This is a genomic window from Paenibacillus thalictri, assembly GCF_004307995.1.
Taxonomy (GTDB): Bacteria; Bacillota; Bacilli; order Paenibacillales; family NBRC-103111; genus Paenibacillus_AF; species Paenibacillus_AF thalictri.
On record NZ_SIRE01000003.1, the window covers coordinates 181,382 to 201,732 of the forward strand.

Here is a 20,351-nt window from a genome sequence, read left to right on the forward strand (position 1 = left end):
AGTCGTTACTTGAATCGTAGAACAAACAGAGGAACCGAACAATACGATTTTCATGCAACTGTATCGATACAGTTGATCCGGGTAGTATATAATGAGAGGAAAAAGAGGAGGGGCGGCATGAACAAGTATTCGTTCATTTTGTCCGATATGGAGTTGAAAATTACGGAAGGGCAGTACAGGCCGGGACAGAAGTTGCCCTCGGTCCGCATTGCCGCGAAATCGTACGGCTGCAGCATTAGCACTATTGTGCGGGCTTACGCGGAACTGGAGAAACGCCACGTGATTTATTCGGTTTCGCAAAGCGGTTATTACGTAGTTGATAAGCCGGGGGAACAGGAGGCGGACAAGCACGACGAAACGATCGATTTTGCTTCGGCGTCCCCGGACTTAAACGTGTTTCCGTATTTGGATTTCCAGCATTGTTTAAATAAAGCGATCGACACTTACAAATACCATCTGTTCACTTATGGCGATTCGATTGGGCTGAAAAGTTTGCGCAGCACACTTTCGTCTCATTTGGCGGGAAGCCAGGTGTTTGCCCAAGCGGAACGGATTGTCGTTACCTCGGGTGTACAGCAGGCGCTTAGCATTTTGGCTAAAATGGAGTTTCCAAACGGGAATTCGACCATCTTGGTCGAGCAGCCAAGCTATGACATCTACTTGCGTTTTCTTGAGGAGGAAGGTTTACCGGTGCGCGGAATCGCCCGTACGTCGGCGGGCATCGATTTGCGGGAATTGGAGGAGACGTTTAAGCATGGCGGCATTAAATTTTTTTACACGATGTCAAGGTATCACAATCCGCTGGGCACTTCCTACAGCATGGAGGTGAGGAAGGCGATAGCCGGATTGGCAAGCAAATACAACGTGTATATCGTGGAAGACGATTATATGGCCGATCTGGGCGAAGAGCGCAGCTTTGACCCGATCTACACTTACAGCAAATCATCGCATGTCGTTTATTTAAAAAGTTTTTCCAAAATCATTTTTCCCGGCCTGCGCCTAGGGGCCGCCGTGCTGCCGGAACCGCTGCTCGCGGCGTTCTGCGCGCATAAAAGATATGCCGACACCTCGCTGTTATCTCAAGCGGCGCTTGAGGTGTATATCAAAAACGGGATGTACGAACGGCACAAACGCAAAATATATACGCAGTATACAGCACGCATTCAAGCGCTAAATGAGGCGGTGAAGCGGTACAACCATGCGGGACGGTTGGAGGTGTCGCAAGTAAGCTCAGGCGTTTATATGCAGTTTAAGCTGCCGAATACGGTCAATCTGGAACGGTTGATGAAAAGGCTGGCGGCGCGAAAAATTAGCGTTGTCCCCGGCAAAGGTTTTTATTTGGCCGGCTACTCGGAACGGGAGAAGTTTCTGCGTATCAGCATTTCGCGTGCCCGGCTGGAGCAAATCGAAGAAGGCGTTCAAGCGATCGTGGAGGAAATAAGCCGGGATATGCAGGTATTTTCGTAAAAAAGTCGTCCATTCATTCCAAAGATTAACATTTGTTATTTACAAACCGACGGTCTGTATATATAATGAGTGATAACAACATTTTATCCACGGTAAACGATGACGGAGGTTTGGCCATGAAACAGGAAGAACGCAGAGAACAAACGACACGCCAATTGCTTGACGCGACCAAAGCGCTGCTGCAGGAAAAAGGCTGCCATGCCATCACGATGAAGGACATTGTCGAGCGGTCGGAGTTGTCCAAGGGGGCGATCTTTCATTATGTGAAAAGCAAAGACGAGATTTTTGCCTGGGTGCTGCAAGACCGGCTTGAGGAAACAAACCGCAATTTTTTGCATGAAGTGGAGCGGGGACCGTCCTTCGAAGGGCCGATGGAGGTCATTTCCCGTAATCTGGCTTTATTGGAGAATACGCAAGATGTGACCAACAAGGTGCTGATGTATTTGCTGGGCAAGGAAGACGAACCCGCTGTCGCGGAGGTGCTGAAACAGTTCTATGAGCGTTCGGTTTCGCTTTCCAAGTCGTGGATTGTCAGCGGACAACATCATGGGGTTATTCCGGAATCGGTAGACCCGGAGCATGCCGCCGAGATGTTTGTGCTGTTATCGCTTGGCCTGCGTGTCCGCTCATCATTCCCGGTCATACCTCAATCCAGCAAAGCTGCGGATGTATCGTCTTTTATCGTCAGTATTTTGCAACGCCAATAATCATTGAACAGGAGAGGTTGTTGATGAAGCTGCTGCTGCTTTTACATTTGTTAGGTGTCGTGTTGTTTGTGGGGAACATCATTACGGCCGCTTTCTGGAAAGTGCGGGCGGATCTGCAGAAAAATCCCGCGCTCATTCATTCTGCGGTAAAAAACGTGATGCTCGCCGATTATGTGTTTACCCTCCCGGGACTTGTGCTGATCGTCGCCTCGGGAATTGCGATGGCCGTCCAGGCCAACTATCCGATGCACGGCTTTCATTGGCTGGGTTTGTCGCTGCTGCTGTTTGCAATTACCGGCGTCATTTGGCTGGCGGTCCTGATCCCTTTGCAGCGGGCCATGATCAAACACAGCGCGGCGTGTATCGCCAGCGGCAGCATGTCCAGCGCTTATTCGCGGGCGTCGCGATTATGGGCCGTATTCGGAGTTGCGGCCACGCTGCTGCCTATTGTCATTCTTTATCTGATGATCTCAAGGGGCTTTTAACGGCCGTTTACTGCAGCTTGAAGTTACCGTCAAGACACTTTAGCAAAGTGTATTGGCGGTTTTTTGCCGTGTTATTGCGACGAAGAAGGCGGTTGACGCGGATCGCTGGAAAATTGATGGAAAAATCGCCTTTCGCAGAGCGCTAATTTACAATTGAGCAATCGGTAAGAAATCCGCGCTTCTAAATCGTGGTAGTATAGCTGTTATAACCCTATTGGCGGAAGGTGGCATGTCGGTAATGACCAAAAGAATCTCGAGAGGCCGGCTTTGGACGGCACGTGTGATGAGCTGGCTTGTGATTTTATTTATGTTGTTTGACAGTATTTCCAAGCTGTTTAAACCGGCTCCCGTAGTTGAAGGAACCGTATCGCTTGGTTTTGCCGAGCATCATATTGTTGTACTTGGCATTCTGGGGCTTATTTCAACGATTCTTTACATCATTCCGCGGACCGCGTTTTTAGGCGCATTGCTGCTTACCGCTTATTTCGGCGGAGCGATTGCGGTTCAGGTTCGCGTGGATGCGCCGCTGTTTTCCAATATTTTGTTCTCCGTCTACCTTGCCATATTGGCATGGGGCGGACTATGGCTCAAGGATGAAAGAATCCGTAAACTGCTGCCTTTGAGCAATAAAGAAGATTAAAGAGCTGCAGATCTGCACGGCTGTAAAAGCCGCTCATGGTTGAAGCGCATCTCCCTCGGCAGCATTAGGTGTCCGGAGGATGGCGCTCCAAATGAGCGGCTTTTTTTTACTGCCGGGAGGCCCGGCGATTTCTTATCTTCTCGTGCAGCGCAAAAAACCGCCCGGAAAGGCGGTCTTTAATAAGGTTGAGCGAAGCGGTTATTCGTAAGTGTGATGGTAATAATACCAGCCGTTGCCGATCACCGGCTGCTGCGGATACTCGGGATATTGGCGGTGCATATTGACATTCGGCTGATTGGGATATATCGGATAGGTTTGATTGGCCGATGCGCCAACCTGCTTATTGGTTTGGCAGTCGCTTGGAGGCCCGATGACCACCGTTTGGGTGATTGGCGCCAAAGTCGCTTTGACTTGGGCTTCGTCAAGGCAATACGTATGCGCCAATACTTGAGCGGGTGTCAGCCGCAGCACATCCGAGCCGGGAATGAATTCCGGAATCGGCGCGTCGAAGATGGCCAGCAGATGCGTGTTGTCTACGGTAGCAATTTCGTAATGCCACCAGCCTTGCGGCACGTTGGCGACTTGGCCGGGCTGGATCGGGAAATTCAGCAGTTCTTTGGTGAACGGATTGATGATTGAAACGACGGCTGCTCCGGAAATACAGTAGACCAGCTCTGAAGCGTTCTGATGCGTATGAGGTTCAACGACATTGCTTGTGCTCAAAAAAATATCAAGCAGGGACGTATTGCCCAGCGTATTGAGCTGAACGACAGATAACGCATTAATGTAATTCTGGTTGTCTTTTTTGAAAAACTGGTTATTGTTTAAATCATAAGTAAACTGGACTGTAGGCGAAGTATAGTCCATATAAGAAACGGACACGGTATTCCCAACCCTTCATGTCATAATAGGCTTTTGACTTATGGAATACTTTATGTCAGTTCCTTGCCGGAGGTGCCGCTTTTCTGAACAGGATATTTGACGACAGGCGATTTTTCCTTATGCAGCGCGTCCAGCAGCTCGGGTCCGACGTTCAGATTGGATTTCACAAGCTCGCGTGGAGTAAGCGCCATCCATTGGTTTAAGGAAACATCGACAAATCGGTCGCTTTTGAACATCTCCAGAAACCACAACGTCTCGTCTCCCGTGTTCTGAATGTAGTGGCCGAACGCAAACGGCACGTAACCGACATCTCCGGCTCGATAGTCAAATGTTCTCGCTACGCCGTTGCCTCCGAAAACCGTCATGCGCCCTTGGCCGGTAAGGTAATATTGCCATTCATCGTTATTGGGGTGCCAATGCAGCTCTCTCATCCCCCCCGGTTTAATTTCCACAAGCGCCGCGGCGACCGTCCGCGAAATCGGGAAATTCGAGGAATCCGCAATCCGCACGCTGCCGCCGGAGAATATCATGGGAGGCTGCGCAAGCAGCCGATGCTTGAAGCTGAGCGGAATGGTTCCGTACGGCGATTGAACTTCCTGGCTTTTTAACGGAGGAGGCACTTGGTCTTGAAATATGTACACCTGGTCCGAAGGAATGGAGTGAAACGCGCTGGCGGGAACTCCGAAGTTGGCGGACAACACATCTTTGGGAGTATGCGCAAACCAATCGGATATGGATAATGTGTTCAAATCGGAGAAATGGCCGTCGTCAAACACGAGCAGAAATTCGCAGCCTTTCTCCAACCCTTGAATGGAATGGGGCAATCCGGCGGGAAAATACCACAGATCTCCCGGCCCAATATCGGCGATAAAATTGCGCCCGTCCTGGTCGACGGACGTGATCCGGGCGCTTCCCCATATCATATACGCCCACTCGGCTTGCTGATGCCAATGCAGCTCGCGCACTCCCCCGGGAGTAAGGCTCATATTGACGCCGGCCAGCGTGGTCGCGATCGGAAGATCGCGCACCGTAATTTCGCGCGACCAGCCGCCTTGATTCAGCTGCATATGCGTGTCGGAATACGAAAATTTCAAATTAGGCAGCAAGCCCGCATCCGTGACGGGAGGCACCAGCATATTCGGATTTTCGATATCGCGCATCACATCGCGCGGCCCGAAATCGGGACCGCCTGCGCCGTCGCTTCGGATGGGCTGCGGAATTTCCGCAGAACGGCCGTTTGGCCGGGACGAATTGCTCATCTCATGAGTCTCCTCTCGTATATGTTTTTTTCCAGCTGCAGTCAATATAAAAGTGTATGAGCAAGGTTTGGCCATTATGAGTCTTGCCTGGACAGTCTGTGCGCTGTATCATGTTAAGATATCGATCAGCTAGGAGTGACACATCATGCTGCAGCTTTCACGCACGCGTACCGCCGTTTATCTTGCTTTCCTGGTCTTGGTCTGGGGAGTGAACTGGCCTTTATCCAAATATGCGCTGCATTTCACGCCGCCTATCTTGTTTGCGGGCCTTCGGACGTTGATCGGAGGGCTTATTTTAATTATGCTGGCGCTTCCCGGCTATAAAAAGTTGAATTTTCAAAAGACGTGGCCGGTTTACGTCATCTCCTCCGTTTTAAATATCATTTTATATTACGGTTTGCAAACGATCGGTTTGGGATATTTGCCAGCCGGATTATTTTCCGCGATCGTCTTTTTTCAGCCGGTTCTGCTTGGTTTCTGCTCCTGGCTGTGGCTGGGCGAAGAGATGCACGCGTGGAAATGGCTGGGGCTGGTCGCCGGTTTTCTCGGCGTTGGGGTGATTAGCGCCGGCGGTTTTGCCGGACACCTGTCGTCGACGGGCATATTGCTTGCTCTCGGCAGCGCGGTGAGCTGGGCATTGGGTACGGTTTATACGAAAAAAATGGCAGCCCGGGTCGACTTAATCTGGAATGTTGCACTACAGCTCACGATTGGCGGCGTTTTTCTGCTCGCTTCCGGTTCGCTGCTTGAGCGCTGGCCGTCGATCGTGTGGAGCGGTTCATTTATATGGAGCCTGCTGTTTATTTCGGTGTTTGTCATCGCCTTGGGCTGGCTGGTGTTTTTTAAGCTGGTCGGTTCGGGAGAGGCAAGTAAAGTGGGGGCTTTCACTTTTCTGATTCCGGTCATTGCGATCGTATGCAGCGTGATTTTTATGGGCGAGTCGGTTACGTTTAATCTGGTGGCGGGATTTGTTCTCATTATCGCGAGCATCATGCTGGTCAATTTCAAAAAAGCCGGAGCATCTGCAGGGGGCGCCGAAAAAGCGGCAGAGTGAGCTGGTCCGTTCTTACGGAACGCCAGCGTTCATTTTGTCGCCCAATTTCACCCGCTGCTAGCCGGTACATCCAAGAAATTCGCGGATCATCAGCTACCCTCCTTGTTTGCAATTAGTAAAATCGCCATTGCAAACAGGCGGAAATTTGAAACATCGTGTGGCCAATTTGAAACATTACGACCCAAATCGGCGAATCGTTCGAAATGAAACATCCTGTACCTAAATGGATGTTTCTTTTTTATGTATTCCGGGCTACATTGGACGTATTCCTATCTCTTGCCGACAAGGAGCGTCCCATTATGACCATTGCTTCGCAAATGCTCGATTTCACGCATGCTCTGATTATTCACGCTTCCTCCACATCCGCACACGTCAACAAGGCATTAGCCGTATTGTCCGAGGAAATCGCTAAACGAACCGGGCTGGAGTTACCTTGCGGAAACGCGGATATCGCTGCCGCACCATCTTCGTCACCGCTGATCATCGTTGGATCGGAAGCGTCGCTGCAGGAGCTTCTGCAGGCGGAGCTGCCGCTGCGGCAGCTGCTGGACGGCTTGCCGAGACAAGGAGCCGAAGGCTACCGTATCGCCGCAGGCTCTGCGGACGGGCGACCCGTCGCCTGGATCGTTGGCGCCGACGACCGCGGGGTGCTGTTTGGCGTCGGCAAGCTGCTGCGCCAGCTGCACCTGACGGAAGGCAGCATCCTGCTGAGCCCGAATCTTCGGCTGTGCAGCACGCCGGCTTTTAAGCTGCGCGGCCATCAGCTCGGATACCGGCCGAAAACTAACGCTTACGATGCATGGTCGGTCGAGCAATTTGAGCAATATATCCGCGAGTTGGCTTTATTCGGCTCCAACAGCATTGAAATTTTGCCGCCCCGTACCGATGATGATGCGACAGGGGTTCATATGAAGGTGCCGCCGCTGGAGATGATGGTCCAGTTGTCGCACATCGTTGATGCCTATGGGCTCGACTTGTGGATATGGTATCCGAATATGGCGTCCGATTACAGCGATCCCGCGACGATTGAGGCCGAGCTGGCCGAACGCGAGGATATTTTTCGCCGGCTGCCGAGGATCGATCACATTTTGATTCCAAGCGGCGATCCGGGACATATCAAGCTGGACGAATTTTTTGCCTGGACGGACCGGGTAGCCGCATTGCTAAAGCGCTATCATCCGCAGGCCAAGCTATGGTTTTCGCCGCAGCATCCGCAGCCTACGGATGAATGGGTAAACGGCTTCATCGAGGGAGTCAACCGCCGGCCGGACTGGCTTGGCGGCGTGGTTCATGGCCCGTGGGTGAGAAAAACGCTGCCGGAGCTGAGAGCGCTGTTGGACCCGGCCATTCCGATTCGCAATTATCCCGATATTACGCACAATTTTGCCGCCCAATTCCCGATTCCGGATTGGGACTTGGCTCTGGCGATGACGCACGGGCGCGAATGCATCAATCCCCGGCCGCTGGCCATGAAGCAAATCCATAACCGGATTTCGCCTTATACGGTCGGCAGTCTTACCTATTCGGAAGGCATCTACGATGACGTCAACAAATTGATTTGGGGAGCTCAAGATTGGGACCCGTCTGCGGATGTTGCCGACACACTGCGCGAATATGCCCGGTTTTTCATCGGCAGCAGCTACGCAGAGGCGTTCGCCGTGGCGACTCTGGCGCTGGAGCGCAATTGGACAGGACCGCTGATCGCAAACGGCGAAGTGGAGGACACGCTGCGCCAATGGCGCGATATGGAGGAGACCGCTCCGCCTGCCGTGCAGGGCAATTACCGCTTCCAGATGGGGCTGCTGCGCGCTTATTATGACGCCTATATCCGGCGTCGTCTGCTCTATGAGACCGATCTGGAGCTGCGCGCCACGGCTGTTCTTGATGCCGCGCCCCGGATCGGGGCCGAGTCCGCTTTGGCTGAAGCGGAAGCGGTGCTGCAGTTGGCGTGGACCGCGCCGCCGGCGCCCGAGCTGCGTAAGGCATGCGACGAGCTGGCCGAACGCCTGTTCCATGCGATCGGCGCCCAGTCGTCGGTCGGCAAATACCAGGCGATCGCTTGGGACCGCGGCGCTTTTATGGACGATATCGACCAGCCGCTCAACAATGCGCATTGGCTGCTGGGCTGCTGCGAACGTGCCCGGCAAGCGGCCGATGAATCCAGCCGTCTGGAGCTCCTTCGCGCGGCGATCCGCAGGACCGATCCGGGCCCCGGCGGATATTACGACAATCTGGGTTCCCCGTCCGGCTGGCGGCGCGTTGTGTCGAAGCACGATTGGGATGAAGATCCGAGTTTTGGCGAGTCGGTATTTACCGCCTATTGCGTACATTTTCTGCATATGAGAGAAGAGCGGAAGCGGGAGGTCGGTCCGGTTCCTTTGGCTTGGCTTACTCAGCTGACCGCGTTTTATAAGGAGCCGCTTAAGCTCCGGTACGAGCATCTGGACGACGGTTCGGACTATGTGCTCAGAGTGACTTACAGCGGATTTATGACAGCGCGCAGCGGTCCAATGACGCTGAAGGCCGGAGATCGACATGTTCTTCAGGAACAATTGCGCATCAACGTGCCGGTTCAGCAGATAGAGTATGTTATCTCCCGCGAAGCCATCACGGACGGCGTGTTAACGTTGACCTGGAGCACGGCTTACGATCGGGTAGGCCCGTTTGCCGCGGAGGTTTGGCTAATGAGGGCCGAGTATCATCAGTCTATTCAAGGTTTGGCTTCGTCGGTTCCGCTTTTGTCGGAAGTGGAGCGGGCCTTGGTGAACGGTACCATGGGGTAGAACAAGGGGATAAAACGGCAAGCGCCGATTTGAAAAGGAGAGATCAAAGATGGAGCAGCGGATTTTAACGCACAGCGAGCTTTTGCAGCTGAAAAGATGGAATACGCCGACGGTTTACAACGGTTGGGAGCAGATTACGAATTATGATCGCAGGACGTGTTTTAACCGCGAGGAAACAAAAGATTATATGCCGCATATGGGCGTGATGATCGGTTATGCGGTGACGGTGCAGTGCCAGCCGAGCAATCCCGACCATCAGATCAATCAGCCGAACGCTCCGGCAGAGTACAGAGAATACATTGCCAGCATTCCCGGACCTAAGATCGTGATCGTGCAGGATTTGGATAAACCGGATGCATATGGTTCTTTCTGGGGCGAGGTCGGGGCCAACATCCACCGTTCGCTCGGCTGCGTAGGTACGATCACCGACGGGGCGGTCCGCGATTTGGACGAAATGAACAACGCCGGGTTCAAGGCGCTTGCAGCGAGAACTTGTGTTGGCCACGCTTACAGTTGGCCGGTGAAATGGAATTGCGAAGTTGAGGTGTTTGGCACGAAGGTGAAACCCGGGCAATTGATTCATGCCGACAAGCACGGATTTCTGATCATCCCCGAGGAGGATCAGGCTCATATTCTCGAAGCGACACGTTTCATGGACACAAATGAATGCAATACCGTCATTGTGAGCGGACGCAACACAGCCGGGAAATCGATGGAACAGGTGCTGGCAGGCATGCAGGAGGCAGGAAAGCTATTCGGAGCGGCAGCCCATGGGAAGTACGGGAAAAAAGGAGAATGGTGACGATTCCGAGCGGCCGGAGACGCGCGGCCATTAAGCATCGCATCGGCCGGCGTGCATGGCGCCGGGAGGCTGGAAGCGGCGGCATATAGCGCGCCCTTAGGACGGGAGGCAGGACGGGTTTCGGCTGCGGCACACAATAAGTATCGGATCGGAGAACGGGTAAGTGGAGCAGCCCCCTCTCTAACGGACGTGAGCTGCTGCTATGTAAACCAAATCCGGGGTTTGCTCAATGTGGCGGACACCAGCGCTCTTATTCGGCCAGTTATCGCGGTTTCCCGACTTTTTTTGGGCAAATAAAGTCGCCGGTGTCCGTTAAAAAAGCAACCCCCGGTTTTTGAGCCACATAGAGACACTCAGGTCCGTTAGCGTTGGAGCGTGCGTTCGCATCGTTCGCGTGCATAAGGCTAACCATAGCGACGAGGCAGTCCGTTACAGACGGCTGCTAACCCGCCTTGCCTACTCAGCCACGCTCCACGAGAAAAGGCAGCTCATTTCACAAAAAAAGCACTTAGCGACGATGTTTTCCGCTAGGTTTCCTTGTCTTATCCGATCAGCCCGTTGTGATGAGCTATTGTATGTGCGAATAAAGTGTGCTAAAATGAGCACATTAAATCAAAAGACGAGGAGGCTCCGATGGCACAATTAAAACGTTTTGGATTTGGCCTGCAGGCCTTAATTGTGCTGGCTGCGAATTCGGAGCAATGTTCCAGCGCCGAGATTGCCGAGCAGATCCGCTGCGAACCGACCGCCCTCCGCAAAATTTTGGCCCAACTGGTGGATGCGGGGATTGTGATGGTAAAGCAAGGCAGAACGGGCGGATACCAGTTGGCCCGTGATCCGGAGCACATCACATTGTCGGAGATATACAAATCGTTGCATGAAGAGGAACCGCGCTGGGACCGGATGATGGACACGACGGGCAATCACCTGTTCGGGCAAAAAGTGAACGAGTCGTTCCGCAAAATTATGACCGATATCAACGAGCAGGTGGATCGTGTGTTGGGTACGTATACGATTGCCGATCTGCTCGATTGATTTTTTTCGGAATAAAATGTGCAAAAAAATGCACACTTTATATGTCGACTCCATTAAAGGAGGTGATAACAAATGGATGAGCCCGCCCGGAAACGTTACGTTTCCATGGGTATATCCCTGATTACGGCGATTGTTGGAGGGATCGTTTTTAAGCTGCTGCATTTACCGATTCCATGGCTGCTGGGGCCGATGGTGTTTGTATTAATCGGCTCCAATGTGTTTAAAGGGAGTTATCAGTGGTCCGGGCAAATCCGCAACGGGGCGATGATTGTCGTCGGTTACACCATCGGATTGTCGATGACGGCCGCTGCGCTGAAGGAGATGTCTTATCAGCTGCCGGCGATGCTGTTAATGAACGTGCTGCTGCTGCTTGTTTGTTCGGCTATCGCTTTTATTGTTTCCAAGCTGTCGGATACAGACTTCAATACGGCGCTGCTCGGCAGCATGCCGGGAGGTCTCACGCAGATGGTGCTTTTGGCCGAAGAAAGCGAAGGGGTCGATCTTACGGTTGTGACCGTCACCCAAGTGATCCGGCTGATCATTATCATTGTATGTATCCCTATGCTCGTATTCAGCCCGATCTTCGGGCAAACGCACAGTGCCGTACCCGCGGCGCAAGCGTTAACGGGAAGTGCTGCAGGATGGAGCGGTTCGGTAACGAATCTGCTCGTATTCGCCGTAGTCTGCGTCATCTGCGCAGTAGGCGGGACCAAAATCAAATTTCCCACCGCCTTTCTGCTGGGGCCGATTATCGGCACAGCCGCGCTTCAGCTTTGCGGCTTGCAAGGCCCGACGCTTCCCACTTTTGTCATCAATGCGGTTCAACTGGCTATCGGCGTTAATGTTGGTTTGATGCTGAAGCCGGGAAAACTGGCGCGCAAAGGGCGGATCATCTCGCTTGCCGTTGCCAGCGGGCTCGCACTGATGCTGGGAGCATGGGGGCTCAGCGAACTTCTGACCTTGCTTCATCCGGTCTCCCGGGCGACCAGCTTGTTAAGTCTTGCCCCCGGAGGCGCGGATCAGATGGGCATCATCGCCCACGAAATTCATGCGGATTTATCGATGGTAGCCGGTTATCAGTTGTTCCGCGCCTTCTTTATTTTGTTTGCGGTGCCGCCGCTGATCAGAATGTTGTTCCGGCTGCAGCACAAAAGAAAAAGCGGCGCAGAAGCGCTCAAGCAAAATTAACGACCCGAATCGAATGCGGCGCAACCGCAAGCAGGGTAAACAAACGAACCATATGGAGGGATTTAGATGAGTTCACTGAACCTTAACTTTGAGAAAACCGCGCTGGTCATTATCGATTTGCAAAACGGAGTTGTTCAATTCTCAGACGGCCAGGAGATCGTGGAAAAAACAGTGCCGCTCGTAGATCTGTTTCGCGAAAAAGGCAGTTTGATCGCTTTTGTCAACGTTGAATTTCTCGATGGAAAAGACCGCCTGGAGCCGCTTACGGACCAGCCGGCGGCGCAAGGCGGCGCTCAAATGCCTGCAAACTGGGCGGACTTCGCTCCCGAGCTGAATGTCGGTGCGGGCGATTATAAGGTGACGAAACGGCAGTGGGGCGCCTTCTTTGGCACAGACCTCGATCTGCAGCTGCGCCGCCGCGGCATCGATACGATCGTGCTTTGCGGTATTGCAACAAACATCGGCGTGGAAAGCACGGCAAGAGAAGCGTTCCAATTTGGTTATAACCAAATTTTCCTGACCGATGCGATGAAAACATTCACGGCCGAGCAGCATGAAGCGACGTGCAATTATATTTTTCCGAAAATCGGCAAAGTGCGCACGGTACAGCAATTTTTGGCGGAAGCGGCGGCAAACGGCTGATCGTCCCGGCAAAAAAATGAAAATTGCTGCTTGTCCGGATGTTGACAAGGCCAAATCGTTGACCTATAATAACCAATAACTTCACAAACAAATGTTACGATTAGAAATAGTAGAAATGTCAAGACCTTTCAGAGAGCCGTTGGTTGGTGTGAAACGGCAGCGTCAGCCATTTCGAACTCGTCTATGAACAGCTGCCCGATCATGTAGGGTAAGACGGAATTCCACCGTTACAGGGATAGATGGTGATGGCCATCGAATTTGAGCTCATTCCGCAAGGAATGAATTAGAGTGGTACCGCGGGTTAAACCTCGTCTCTATACGTAGAGACGGGGTTTTTTTGTTGGTTAAATTCCGGGTTTAACCGGCCCCGCTTTATATATAGCAGCTTTTTTACCATAAAATCAGCGTCTTAAAATGGGGAGGAAATCACGATGAACTCAAAAATCATTGTATTGGATACAACTTTGCGCGATGGCGAACAGGTTCCTGGAGCCAAGCTGAACGTATATCAGAAGCTGGAGATCGCCCAGCAGTTGAAGCGGTTGAATGTGGACATTATCGAAGCGGGATTCCCGGCTTCTTCGGCGGGAGACTTTTACGCGGTGCAGGAAATTGTCCGTGCCGTAGGCAGCAGCGTGTCGATTACGGCTTTGGCGCGTGCCGTCAAAAGCGACATCGACGCGGTATACGAAAGCATTAAGCTGGCGCAAAATCCGCTGATTCATATCGTGCTTGGCACCTCCAACATCCATGTGGAGAAAAAGTTTAACCGTTCCAAGGACGCCGTGATGCAAATGGGGGTCGACGCGGTGAGATACGCCAAAACCTTGCTGCCGCATGTGCAGTATTCCACGGAAGACGCGTCGCGATCGGATTTTGAATATTTGTGGAGCACGATCAGAGCGGTCATTGAAGCCGGAGCTACGATGATTAACGTGCCCGATACCGTCGGATTCGCCGTGCCTGAAGAGTTCGGCGATCTTATCCGCAGGCTGAACGAACGAATCAAAAACTTAAACGATCAAGTGATTCTCAGCGTGCACTGCCATAACGACCTGGGGATGGCTACGGCCAATACGCTCAGCGCGGTCAAAAACGGCGCGGACAAAGTCGAATGCACGATCAACGGTCTCGGCGAAAGAGCGGGCAACGCTTCGCTGGAAGAAGTGGTGATGGGCCTCAAGGTCAGGGAGAGCTTCTACAAGCGTGCTACCGGCATTAACACGCAGGAGCTGAAACGCACATCCAGATTGGTAAGCCATCTGACGGGACTTGACGTGCAGGTGAACAAAGCGATTACCGGCGAGAACGCCTTCGCCCATTCTTCCGGCATTCACCAGGACGGTTTATTGAAGGATAAAAACGTATACGAGATCATGTCGCCCGAAGATGTAGGCGCAGACAGCATGGAGCTGATTCTTACCGCGCGTTCCGGACGTCATGCCTTTAAGAATACGGTGGAGAAAATGGGCTTTGATACCAGCGATGCCGTAGATTTCGAAGCGTTGTTCCAGAAGTTTCTGACCTTGGCCGACGCCAAAAAGGAAGTCTACGACCATGATGTATTTTATTTAGTGACCAACCACCGCACCTTGGACGAGGGCATCAAGGAGCTTTACGAGCTGGTTTCGTTCCAAGTCGTCACCAACGACATGTTCCCTACGGCCAGCGTCAAGCTGAAAAAAGGCGATGAAACGCTGAAGGGCAGCAGCGTCGGAGACGGCCCGATCGATGCTTTGTACAGCGTGATCAAATCGCTTGCCGGCATAGAGGTGCAGCTGAAGGACTACAAGATCAGCAGCTTGTCCAGGGGCAAAGATGCGGTCGGCCGCGTCAACATCCGCATCGAGCATGAAGGACGGACTTATTCCGGCCGGGCGATGGATACCGATATTATTAAAGCGAGCGCCAACGCCTTTTTGAACGGAATTAACGCCGTATTACTGGATGCTTCCAAGGAAGTATAGACTGGAGGGAAGCGATCGACGAGGAGCTTTTTCAGTTCGCGTCCTTATGGGCGGCAGCCGGTCACCACAAAGCGGTGTTCGAATTGACGCCGGAGCAGTTGGTATCGCGATGACAAAGGGGCAGATTATGTCCGTCAAATCATAAACAGTCCGGTTCAGGCGTTATCCTGCGGCGCGTAAAGCGCCGCCCGGCCGGCCTTTGGCCGACTTCAAGATCCCAGTTCCAGTGACTGGATTCAAGCGTCTGAAAAATGTTCGAGTGCAGCATTTATTTGCGATACGATTATAGGCAGCGTCAGCATCCTTGCAGCGAAGTGAGAGCGCAGTTTCTCGCTTGAAGCGCTGCCGGGATTTTTGGCGTTGAACAAAACCGGAATATCGCTTAATATAATTGCATCGGTGATAATGATTCTCAATCATGTTAAAAAGGGGTGACTTATGGCTGCCAACATGCTAGTAACCGACATTCATCATTATTTCGACCGTCTCGCCGACGTGGTACACAGCACCGTGCGAACGCAGGGATGGGTGCAGCAGTTCGCTTTGCCGGACGATGTCGGCAAAGGGACGGTGTCCCGGCTGCATATCCGCTCGGGCATGGAAATTGTCATCTCCGATATGGTGCTGGAGCAAAATTTGCAGCTGCGGATTCAAGAGTCCTGCCGGCTGTTTGAGCTCAATTATTGCGTAAACGGTGAAATCTACTGCGAATGGGGCGGCAAGGAAAGCGTGACGAGCCAGCGCACCGGCAATATTTGTTTTTTTGAAGACGAGCGGGTGTATATGGAGAAAAAAGCCGGTATTCCCCACCGGCTGCTGGAGGTGCGGCTGCGGCCCGAGGAATTGCTCAGCTACGCCGAAGACTCGGAAGACCGCCGTACGATGGAGCTGCTGCTGAAACGGCACAAAGGCAATCTTGACCGTTACCCGGACTCCCCGGCGATTCAACAATGCGTTTTTGAATTGATGGAGTGCGGTTATACCGGGGCCTTGAAGCGATTGTACATGGAGAGCAAAGCGATGGAGCTGATCTCGTTGTACGTTCAGGAAGCCGGGCAGCGATCCGCAGGGAAAGAGCTGGTGCTGCGGCCTGACGATATCGAGAAGCTGAAGACGGCCCGCGAATTGGCGCTCAGCCATCTGGAGAAGCCGTTATCGATCCGGGCATTGTCGAGCAAGGTAGGACTCAACGAATACAAGCTGAAAAAAGGTTTCCGCGAAGTGTTTGGCATGACCGTATTTGAGCTGGTGCGCAACGGGCGGATGGAGAAGGCGCTTGATTTAATGGAGACGGAGCGATTAAATGTAGGAGAAACGGCGGTTTCGCTTGGGTACAGTAATATGAGCAATTTTACGGCGGCCTTCCGCAAACGGTACGGCTGCAACCCCGGAGCGTATATGAAGCAGATCAACCGGCGGGAAAGCCATTACCGCAAGCAAAATCCCTTTGACACATAAACGTGTGCCGAAGGGATTTTTTCTATGTAACGGCATAAACGGGGAAAAAGGCTCCTTCTGCAGGTAGCGGCAAAGCGGAATTCAATTGATAATCATTATCATACCAAAGAGATAAGCTGCCGCTGCGGCTTGGGAGGAGACATCTATATGAAGAAACCATTTGTCGCTATTTTTATCACGGTGCTGGTTGCGATTATTTCCATCGCTACCTTTAATCCGATCATCGGGCCTCTGGCCCGTACGCTGGGGCTTTCTGCCATTCAATCCGGGAGTATGGTGACGATAACGGGCATTTTCTGGATTATCGGGAGTTTTCTGTGGGGCCGCTGGGCACAAGGCAGGGGCGGCAGGAAACGGATACTGATTGCGGCATTGCTTGGGTATGCTGTAACTGTGGCCATGTTCGCTTATATTGCGGACAACGTGGCGGTGCGTGAATCGGCCGGTCCATCGATCTTTTGGATTTTTATCGGGCTGCGGGCAGTGGCCGGATTTTTCTTCGGTGCCATTCCCGCTATGGCGCAAGGGTTTTTGATGGATTGGACAACGGCCGAAGATCGCGCCAAAGGCATGGCTTTGTACGGGGCGGCGAGCGGACTCGGTTTTGTGATTGGCCCGGCGATGGGAGCCGGTTTGGCCGCGGTGGGACTGACGGCCCCGATGTACGTGTCCGCCGTTTTGCTGGTGCTGGTTGTGCTGCTGAACGTATTTATGATAAAAAGCCGCAAAAACGTAACGACACGTCAAGCCGGCAGGAAGCTGTCGCCGACGGATTCGCGAATCCGCTTGTACATTGCGGTTGGCTTGGCATTTTCGACGGTGCTGATTTTGCTGCAGGTGACCGCGGGTTTGTATATGCAGGACCGGCTTTTCGCTTCCGCGAAGGAAGCGGCGATGATGACGGGAGCCGCTTTGTCGATCGCAGGGCTGGTTGTCGTCATTGCACAGGTGTGGATCGGCCGGGGAAGTAAAATGCAGCCAAGCCGTCTGCTGAAAATCGGATTATGCGCTTTAGGTTTAGGTTTCGCTTGTTTCCTTGTGTTGCCTTCTTATTATATGGCCGCTTTTGCCGTTATCGGGATCGGCATCGGGTTCACACAGCCGGGATATACTACGGCGGCTTCGCTTGCGGTTGGGGAGGAGGAGCAGACAGGGGTCGCATCATACGTCTCCGCCGCGCAAGGGGTCGGCTCCTTTGTCGGGCCGCTGATCGGCACGTTTCTGTATTCGCAGCATATTTATTTGCCATATTTGATTTGTGTCGCCTTCATTGGGGTACTTTACGGGTTTGTAGCGGCAACTGCGAAGTCCGCTCCCGCCTTCCTTTCATCCGGGGTTGACAGCAAAAAATAGGAATGTTATAAAAAAGTAGAATAGCACTCGACATGTGAGAGTGCTACTACGATGATGACCCGAAATTGGAGGGAGCGACCCGAATGGAAAAGAAGCAGTTTCAGGCCGAATCGAAGCGGCTGCTGGAAATGATGATTAATTCGATTTACACGCAAAAGGAAATTTTTTTGCGGGAGTTGATTTCGAATTCCAGCGATGCCATCGACAAAATTTATTACAAGGCGTTAACCGATGACAAGCTGGTGTTTGATAAAGACAATTATTACATCCAAGTCATTCCCGATAAGACCAACCGCACCTTGACGATTCGCGATACCGGTATCGGCATGACCGAAGAAGATTTGGAAAACAACCTTGGCATCATTGCCAAAAGCGGTTCCTTGGCGTTTAAGAAAGAAAACGAAGCGAAGGACGGCCACAACATTATCGGCCAATTCGGCGTCGGTTTTTATTCCGCGTTTATGGTCGCCGATGTTGTCACGGTGATCAGCAAGTCGCTGGAGACCGGCCGCGCGTACAAGTGGGAATCGACGGGGGCCGACGGTTATACGATCGAACCGTCCGAGAAAGAATCGGTCGGCACGGAAATCGTTTTGAAGATCAAGGACAATACCGAAGACGAAAGTTATGACGAATACTTAGAAGAATACCGTTTGCGCTCGATCATTAAGAAATACTCCGACTTCATCCGTTATCCGATCAAGATGGAAATTTCCGGGCGCAGACCAAAGGAAGGCAGCGAAGGCGAATACGAGGATTACCGCGAAGAGCAGCACGTCAACAGCATGGTGCCAATCTGGCGCAAAAACAAAAAGGAACTGACGACCGAAGACTACGAAAACTTCTACGCGGAGAAGCATTACGGCTTCGACAAACCGCTGAAGCATATCCATGTCAGCGCCGACGGGGCCGTCGTGTACCAGGCGATCCTGTTTATTCCGGAAAACAGTCCTTTCGACTACTATTCCAAGGAATATGAAAAAGGGCTCGAATTGTACGCCAACGGCGTGCTGATTATGAACAAATGCGCCGATCTGCTGCCCGACTACTTCGGTTTTGTCAAAGGTATGGTCGATTCGGAAAGCTTGTCGCTGAACATTTCCCGCGAAATGCTGCAGCATGACCGCCAGCTGAAGCTGATCGCCAAAAATATCGAAAGCAAAATCAAAAGCCAGTTGCTCAGCATGGTAAAGGACGAGCGCGACAAATACGAGCAGTTCTTTAAAGCATTCGGCAGACAAATTAAATTCGGCGTTTACAACGACTACGGCATGCATAAGGATACGCTGCAAGACCTGCTGCTGTTCACCTCCTCCAAGGAGAAAAAGCTGGTTACGCTGGACGACTACGTCTCCAGAATGCCGGAAGACCAGAAATATATTTACTACGCGACCGGCGAATCGAACGAACGGATCGAAAAGCTGCCGCAAACCGAACTTGTTGCCGACAAAGGGTACGAAATTCTGTACTTCACCGACGACATTGACGAGTTTGCGATCAAAGTGCTGATGAAATACAAAGATAAGGAGTTCAAATCCGTATCCAGCAGCGATCTGGGTCTGGAAGCGGACGAAAGCCAGAAGGAAGCCGATGCCGAAAATAACGAGCATAAAGAGCTGTTCGAGCAGATGACAAGCCTGCTGGACGGCAAAGTGACCGGCGTCAAAGCGTCCAAACGGTTGAAATCGCATCCCGTATGCCTTTCTACCGAAGGCGACGTCAGCATCGAGATGGAGAAAATCTTAAACGCGATGCCAAGCAATCCGGGCGTCAAAGCCAACAAGGTGCTTGAGATTAACATCCATCATTCGGTGTACCCATCGCTGAAGGAAGCTTACGCCAATGACAAGGACAAGCTGAGATTGTACACGAACTTGCTGTACAATCAGGCGCTGCTGATTGAAGGGCTGCCAGTGCAGGATCCGGTTGAATTTACGAACGATATTTGCAAAATTATGGTGTAACCCAATAGGCCATGTTTGATAAGAAACCTGCCGGAGCGAAGCTTCGCGCAGGTTTTTTTGCGTCGTCCGGGGGTTTCAATTGTTAAGCGCTTCCTCGAAAAAAAGCCCATTTGTTTGATGAATCGGCCGTTTTATGGTATAATTCAATTAAATTAGGCTGAAAAGGAGGTGAATATCGATGTTATCTCGCCGTATCTCTTTAAATCGTTTGTTTTCATTAATTTTAATTGCCGTATTCATGTTGTTTGCCACGCCTACCCCCAGCCTGGAGGGAAATGCGAACGAGTCCGCCCGGACCGCCGCAACGCAAGGCATCGAATACTTTACGAATAAAGCCACGGTTCGCAAAATGACTTCCGCTTCCGAAGGATTGCGTTTCGCAGCATTGCTCGCCGCACTTTCGACTGTTTTGCGCTCCTTGACGTATAGGCTTCGCCGTATGCTGCCCGAGTCTCGCCTCTCGTTTCGCCCCCACATTGCCCGCCGGCTGGCGCGGATGCTGTTAACCCCTGCCCGATTCAGTTCCTTGTACGTATAACCTGCCCCTCGCGTTTATCCTTTTATCCGTATTTGTCCATTTTTTAACCGTTTTTCAAATGGTTTCTTTGAGTTCGCCCAAAAACGTTTCTTACCGTTAACTCGTAAACTGAGTTTTCACCGCACCT

The 20,351-nt window shown here is 52.2% G+C and carries 17 protein-coding genes and 1 other annotated feature; of the genes, 15 read left to right on the forward strand and 2 right to left on the reverse strand.

Translation table 11 applies throughout. The features are described 5' to 3' along the window. Positions 1-117 precede the first annotated feature (117 nt). The 4 genes from EYB31_RS02980 (at position 118) to EYB31_RS02995 (ending at position 3,299) form a co-directional block, all read left to right on the forward strand. Positions 118-1,467, forward strand: a complete 1,350-nt coding sequence (locus EYB31_RS02980) for an aminotransferase-like domain-containing protein (protein ID WP_131011787.1) — start codon at positions 118-120, stop codon at positions 1,465-1,467. A gap of 116 nt (positions 1,468-1,583) precedes the next feature. Beyond that, positions 1,584-2,174: a TetR/AcrR family transcriptional regulator gene (locus tag EYB31_RS02985; RefSeq protein ID WP_131012102.1), complete on the forward strand. Its 591-nt coding sequence runs from the start codon at positions 1,584-1,586 to the stop codon at positions 2,172-2,174. Between the two features lie 23 nt (positions 2,175-2,197). Continuing rightward, complete coding sequence (locus EYB31_RS02990) at positions 2,198-2,659, forward strand: DUF2269 family protein (protein ID WP_131011788.1); 462 nt, start codon at positions 2,198-2,200, stop codon at positions 2,657-2,659. A gap of 238 nt (positions 2,660-2,897) precedes the next feature. Further along, positions 2,898-3,299 carry a DoxX family protein gene (locus EYB31_RS02995; RefSeq protein WP_131011789.1) on the forward strand — a complete coding sequence of 134 codons (402 nt, stop codon included), beginning with the start codon at positions 2,898-2,900 and terminating at the stop codon, positions 3,297-3,299. Between the two features lie 198 nt (positions 3,300-3,497). Here the strand turns inward: EYB31_RS02995 and EYB31_RS03000 are convergent, their stop codons facing one another. Together EYB31_RS03000 and EYB31_RS03005 are read right to left on the reverse strand one after the other, a co-directional pair. Further along, complete coding sequence (locus tag EYB31_RS03000) at positions 3,498-4,181, reverse strand: cupin domain-containing protein (protein WP_131011790.1); 684 nt, start codon at positions 4,179-4,181, stop codon at positions 3,498-3,500. A 50-nt stretch (positions 4,182-4,231) separates the two neighbouring features. Next, positions 4,232-5,440, reverse strand: coding sequence for an oxalate decarboxylase family bicupin (locus tag EYB31_RS03005; RefSeq protein WP_131011791.1), 1,209 nt, complete (start codon positions 5,438-5,440; stop codon positions 4,232-4,234). 145 nt (positions 5,441-5,585) lie between these two features. Here EYB31_RS03005 and EYB31_RS03010 point away from each other — a divergent pair, with 145 nt between their 5' ends. The 11 genes from EYB31_RS03010 to EYB31_RS03065 all read left to right on the forward strand — a co-directional run bounded on the left by EYB31_RS03010 (position 5,586) and on the right by EYB31_RS03065 (position 20,224). Next, positions 5,586-6,494: a DMT family transporter gene (locus EYB31_RS03010; RefSeq protein ID WP_131011792.1), complete on the forward strand. Its 909-nt coding sequence runs from the start codon at positions 5,586-5,588 to the stop codon at positions 6,492-6,494. 299 nt (positions 6,495-6,793) lie between these two features. Beyond that, positions 6,794-9,277, forward strand: a complete 2,484-nt coding sequence (locus EYB31_RS03015; protein WP_131011793.1) for a hypothetical protein — start codon at positions 6,794-6,796, stop codon at positions 9,275-9,277. Positions 9,278-9,326: 49 nt separating this feature from the next. After that, positions 9,327-10,079 carry an RraA family protein gene (locus EYB31_RS03020; RefSeq protein WP_131011794.1) on the forward strand — a complete coding sequence of 251 codons (753 nt, stop codon included), beginning with the start codon at positions 9,327-9,329 and terminating at the stop codon, positions 10,077-10,079. A 633-nt stretch (positions 10,080-10,712) separates the two neighbouring features. Next, the gene (locus tag EYB31_RS03025; protein WP_131011795.1) at positions 10,713-11,114 is read left to right on the forward strand and encodes an Rrf2 family transcriptional regulator; all 402 of its coding nucleotides are present in this window, start codon (positions 10,713-10,715) and stop codon (positions 11,112-11,114) included. A 72-nt stretch (positions 11,115-11,186) separates the two neighbouring features. Continuing rightward, positions 11,187-12,302 (forward strand): AbrB family transcriptional regulator, encoded by a 1,116-nt coding sequence (locus tag EYB31_RS03030; RefSeq protein WP_131011796.1) that lies wholly within the window; start codon positions 11,187-11,189, stop codon positions 12,300-12,302. Positions 12,303-12,368: 66 nt separating this feature from the next. Beyond that, the gene (locus EYB31_RS03035) at positions 12,369-12,944 is read left to right on the forward strand and encodes an isochorismatase family protein (protein WP_131011797.1); all 576 of its coding nucleotides are present in this window, start codon (positions 12,369-12,371) and stop codon (positions 12,942-12,944) included. Positions 12,945-13,031: 87 nt separating this feature from the next. Beyond that, positions 13,032-13,263, forward strand: a binding site (T-box leader). 112 nt (positions 13,264-13,375) lie between these two features. After that, positions 13,376-14,911: a 2-isopropylmalate synthase gene (locus tag EYB31_RS03040; RefSeq protein WP_131011798.1), complete on the forward strand. Its 1,536-nt coding sequence runs from the start codon at positions 13,376-13,378 to the stop codon at positions 14,909-14,911. A 438-nt stretch (positions 14,912-15,349) separates the two neighbouring features. Further along, positions 15,350-16,369, forward strand: coding sequence for a helix-turn-helix domain-containing protein (locus tag EYB31_RS03050; protein WP_131011799.1), 1,020 nt, complete (start codon positions 15,350-15,352; stop codon positions 16,367-16,369). 147 nt (positions 16,370-16,516) lie between these two features. Beyond that, positions 16,517-17,722, forward strand: coding sequence for an MFS transporter (locus EYB31_RS03055; protein ID WP_131011800.1), 1,206 nt, complete (start codon positions 16,517-16,519; stop codon positions 17,720-17,722). 83 nt (positions 17,723-17,805) lie between these two features. Further along, positions 17,806-19,686, forward strand: a complete 1,881-nt coding sequence (gene htpG, locus EYB31_RS03060; protein WP_131011801.1) for a molecular chaperone HtpG — start codon at positions 17,806-17,808, stop codon at positions 19,684-19,686. Between the two features lie 178 nt (positions 19,687-19,864). Then, positions 19,865-20,224: a hypothetical protein gene (locus EYB31_RS03065; RefSeq protein ID WP_131011802.1), complete on the forward strand. Its 360-nt coding sequence runs from the start codon at positions 19,865-19,867 to the stop codon at positions 20,222-20,224. Positions 20,225-20,351: the final 127 nt, after the last annotated feature.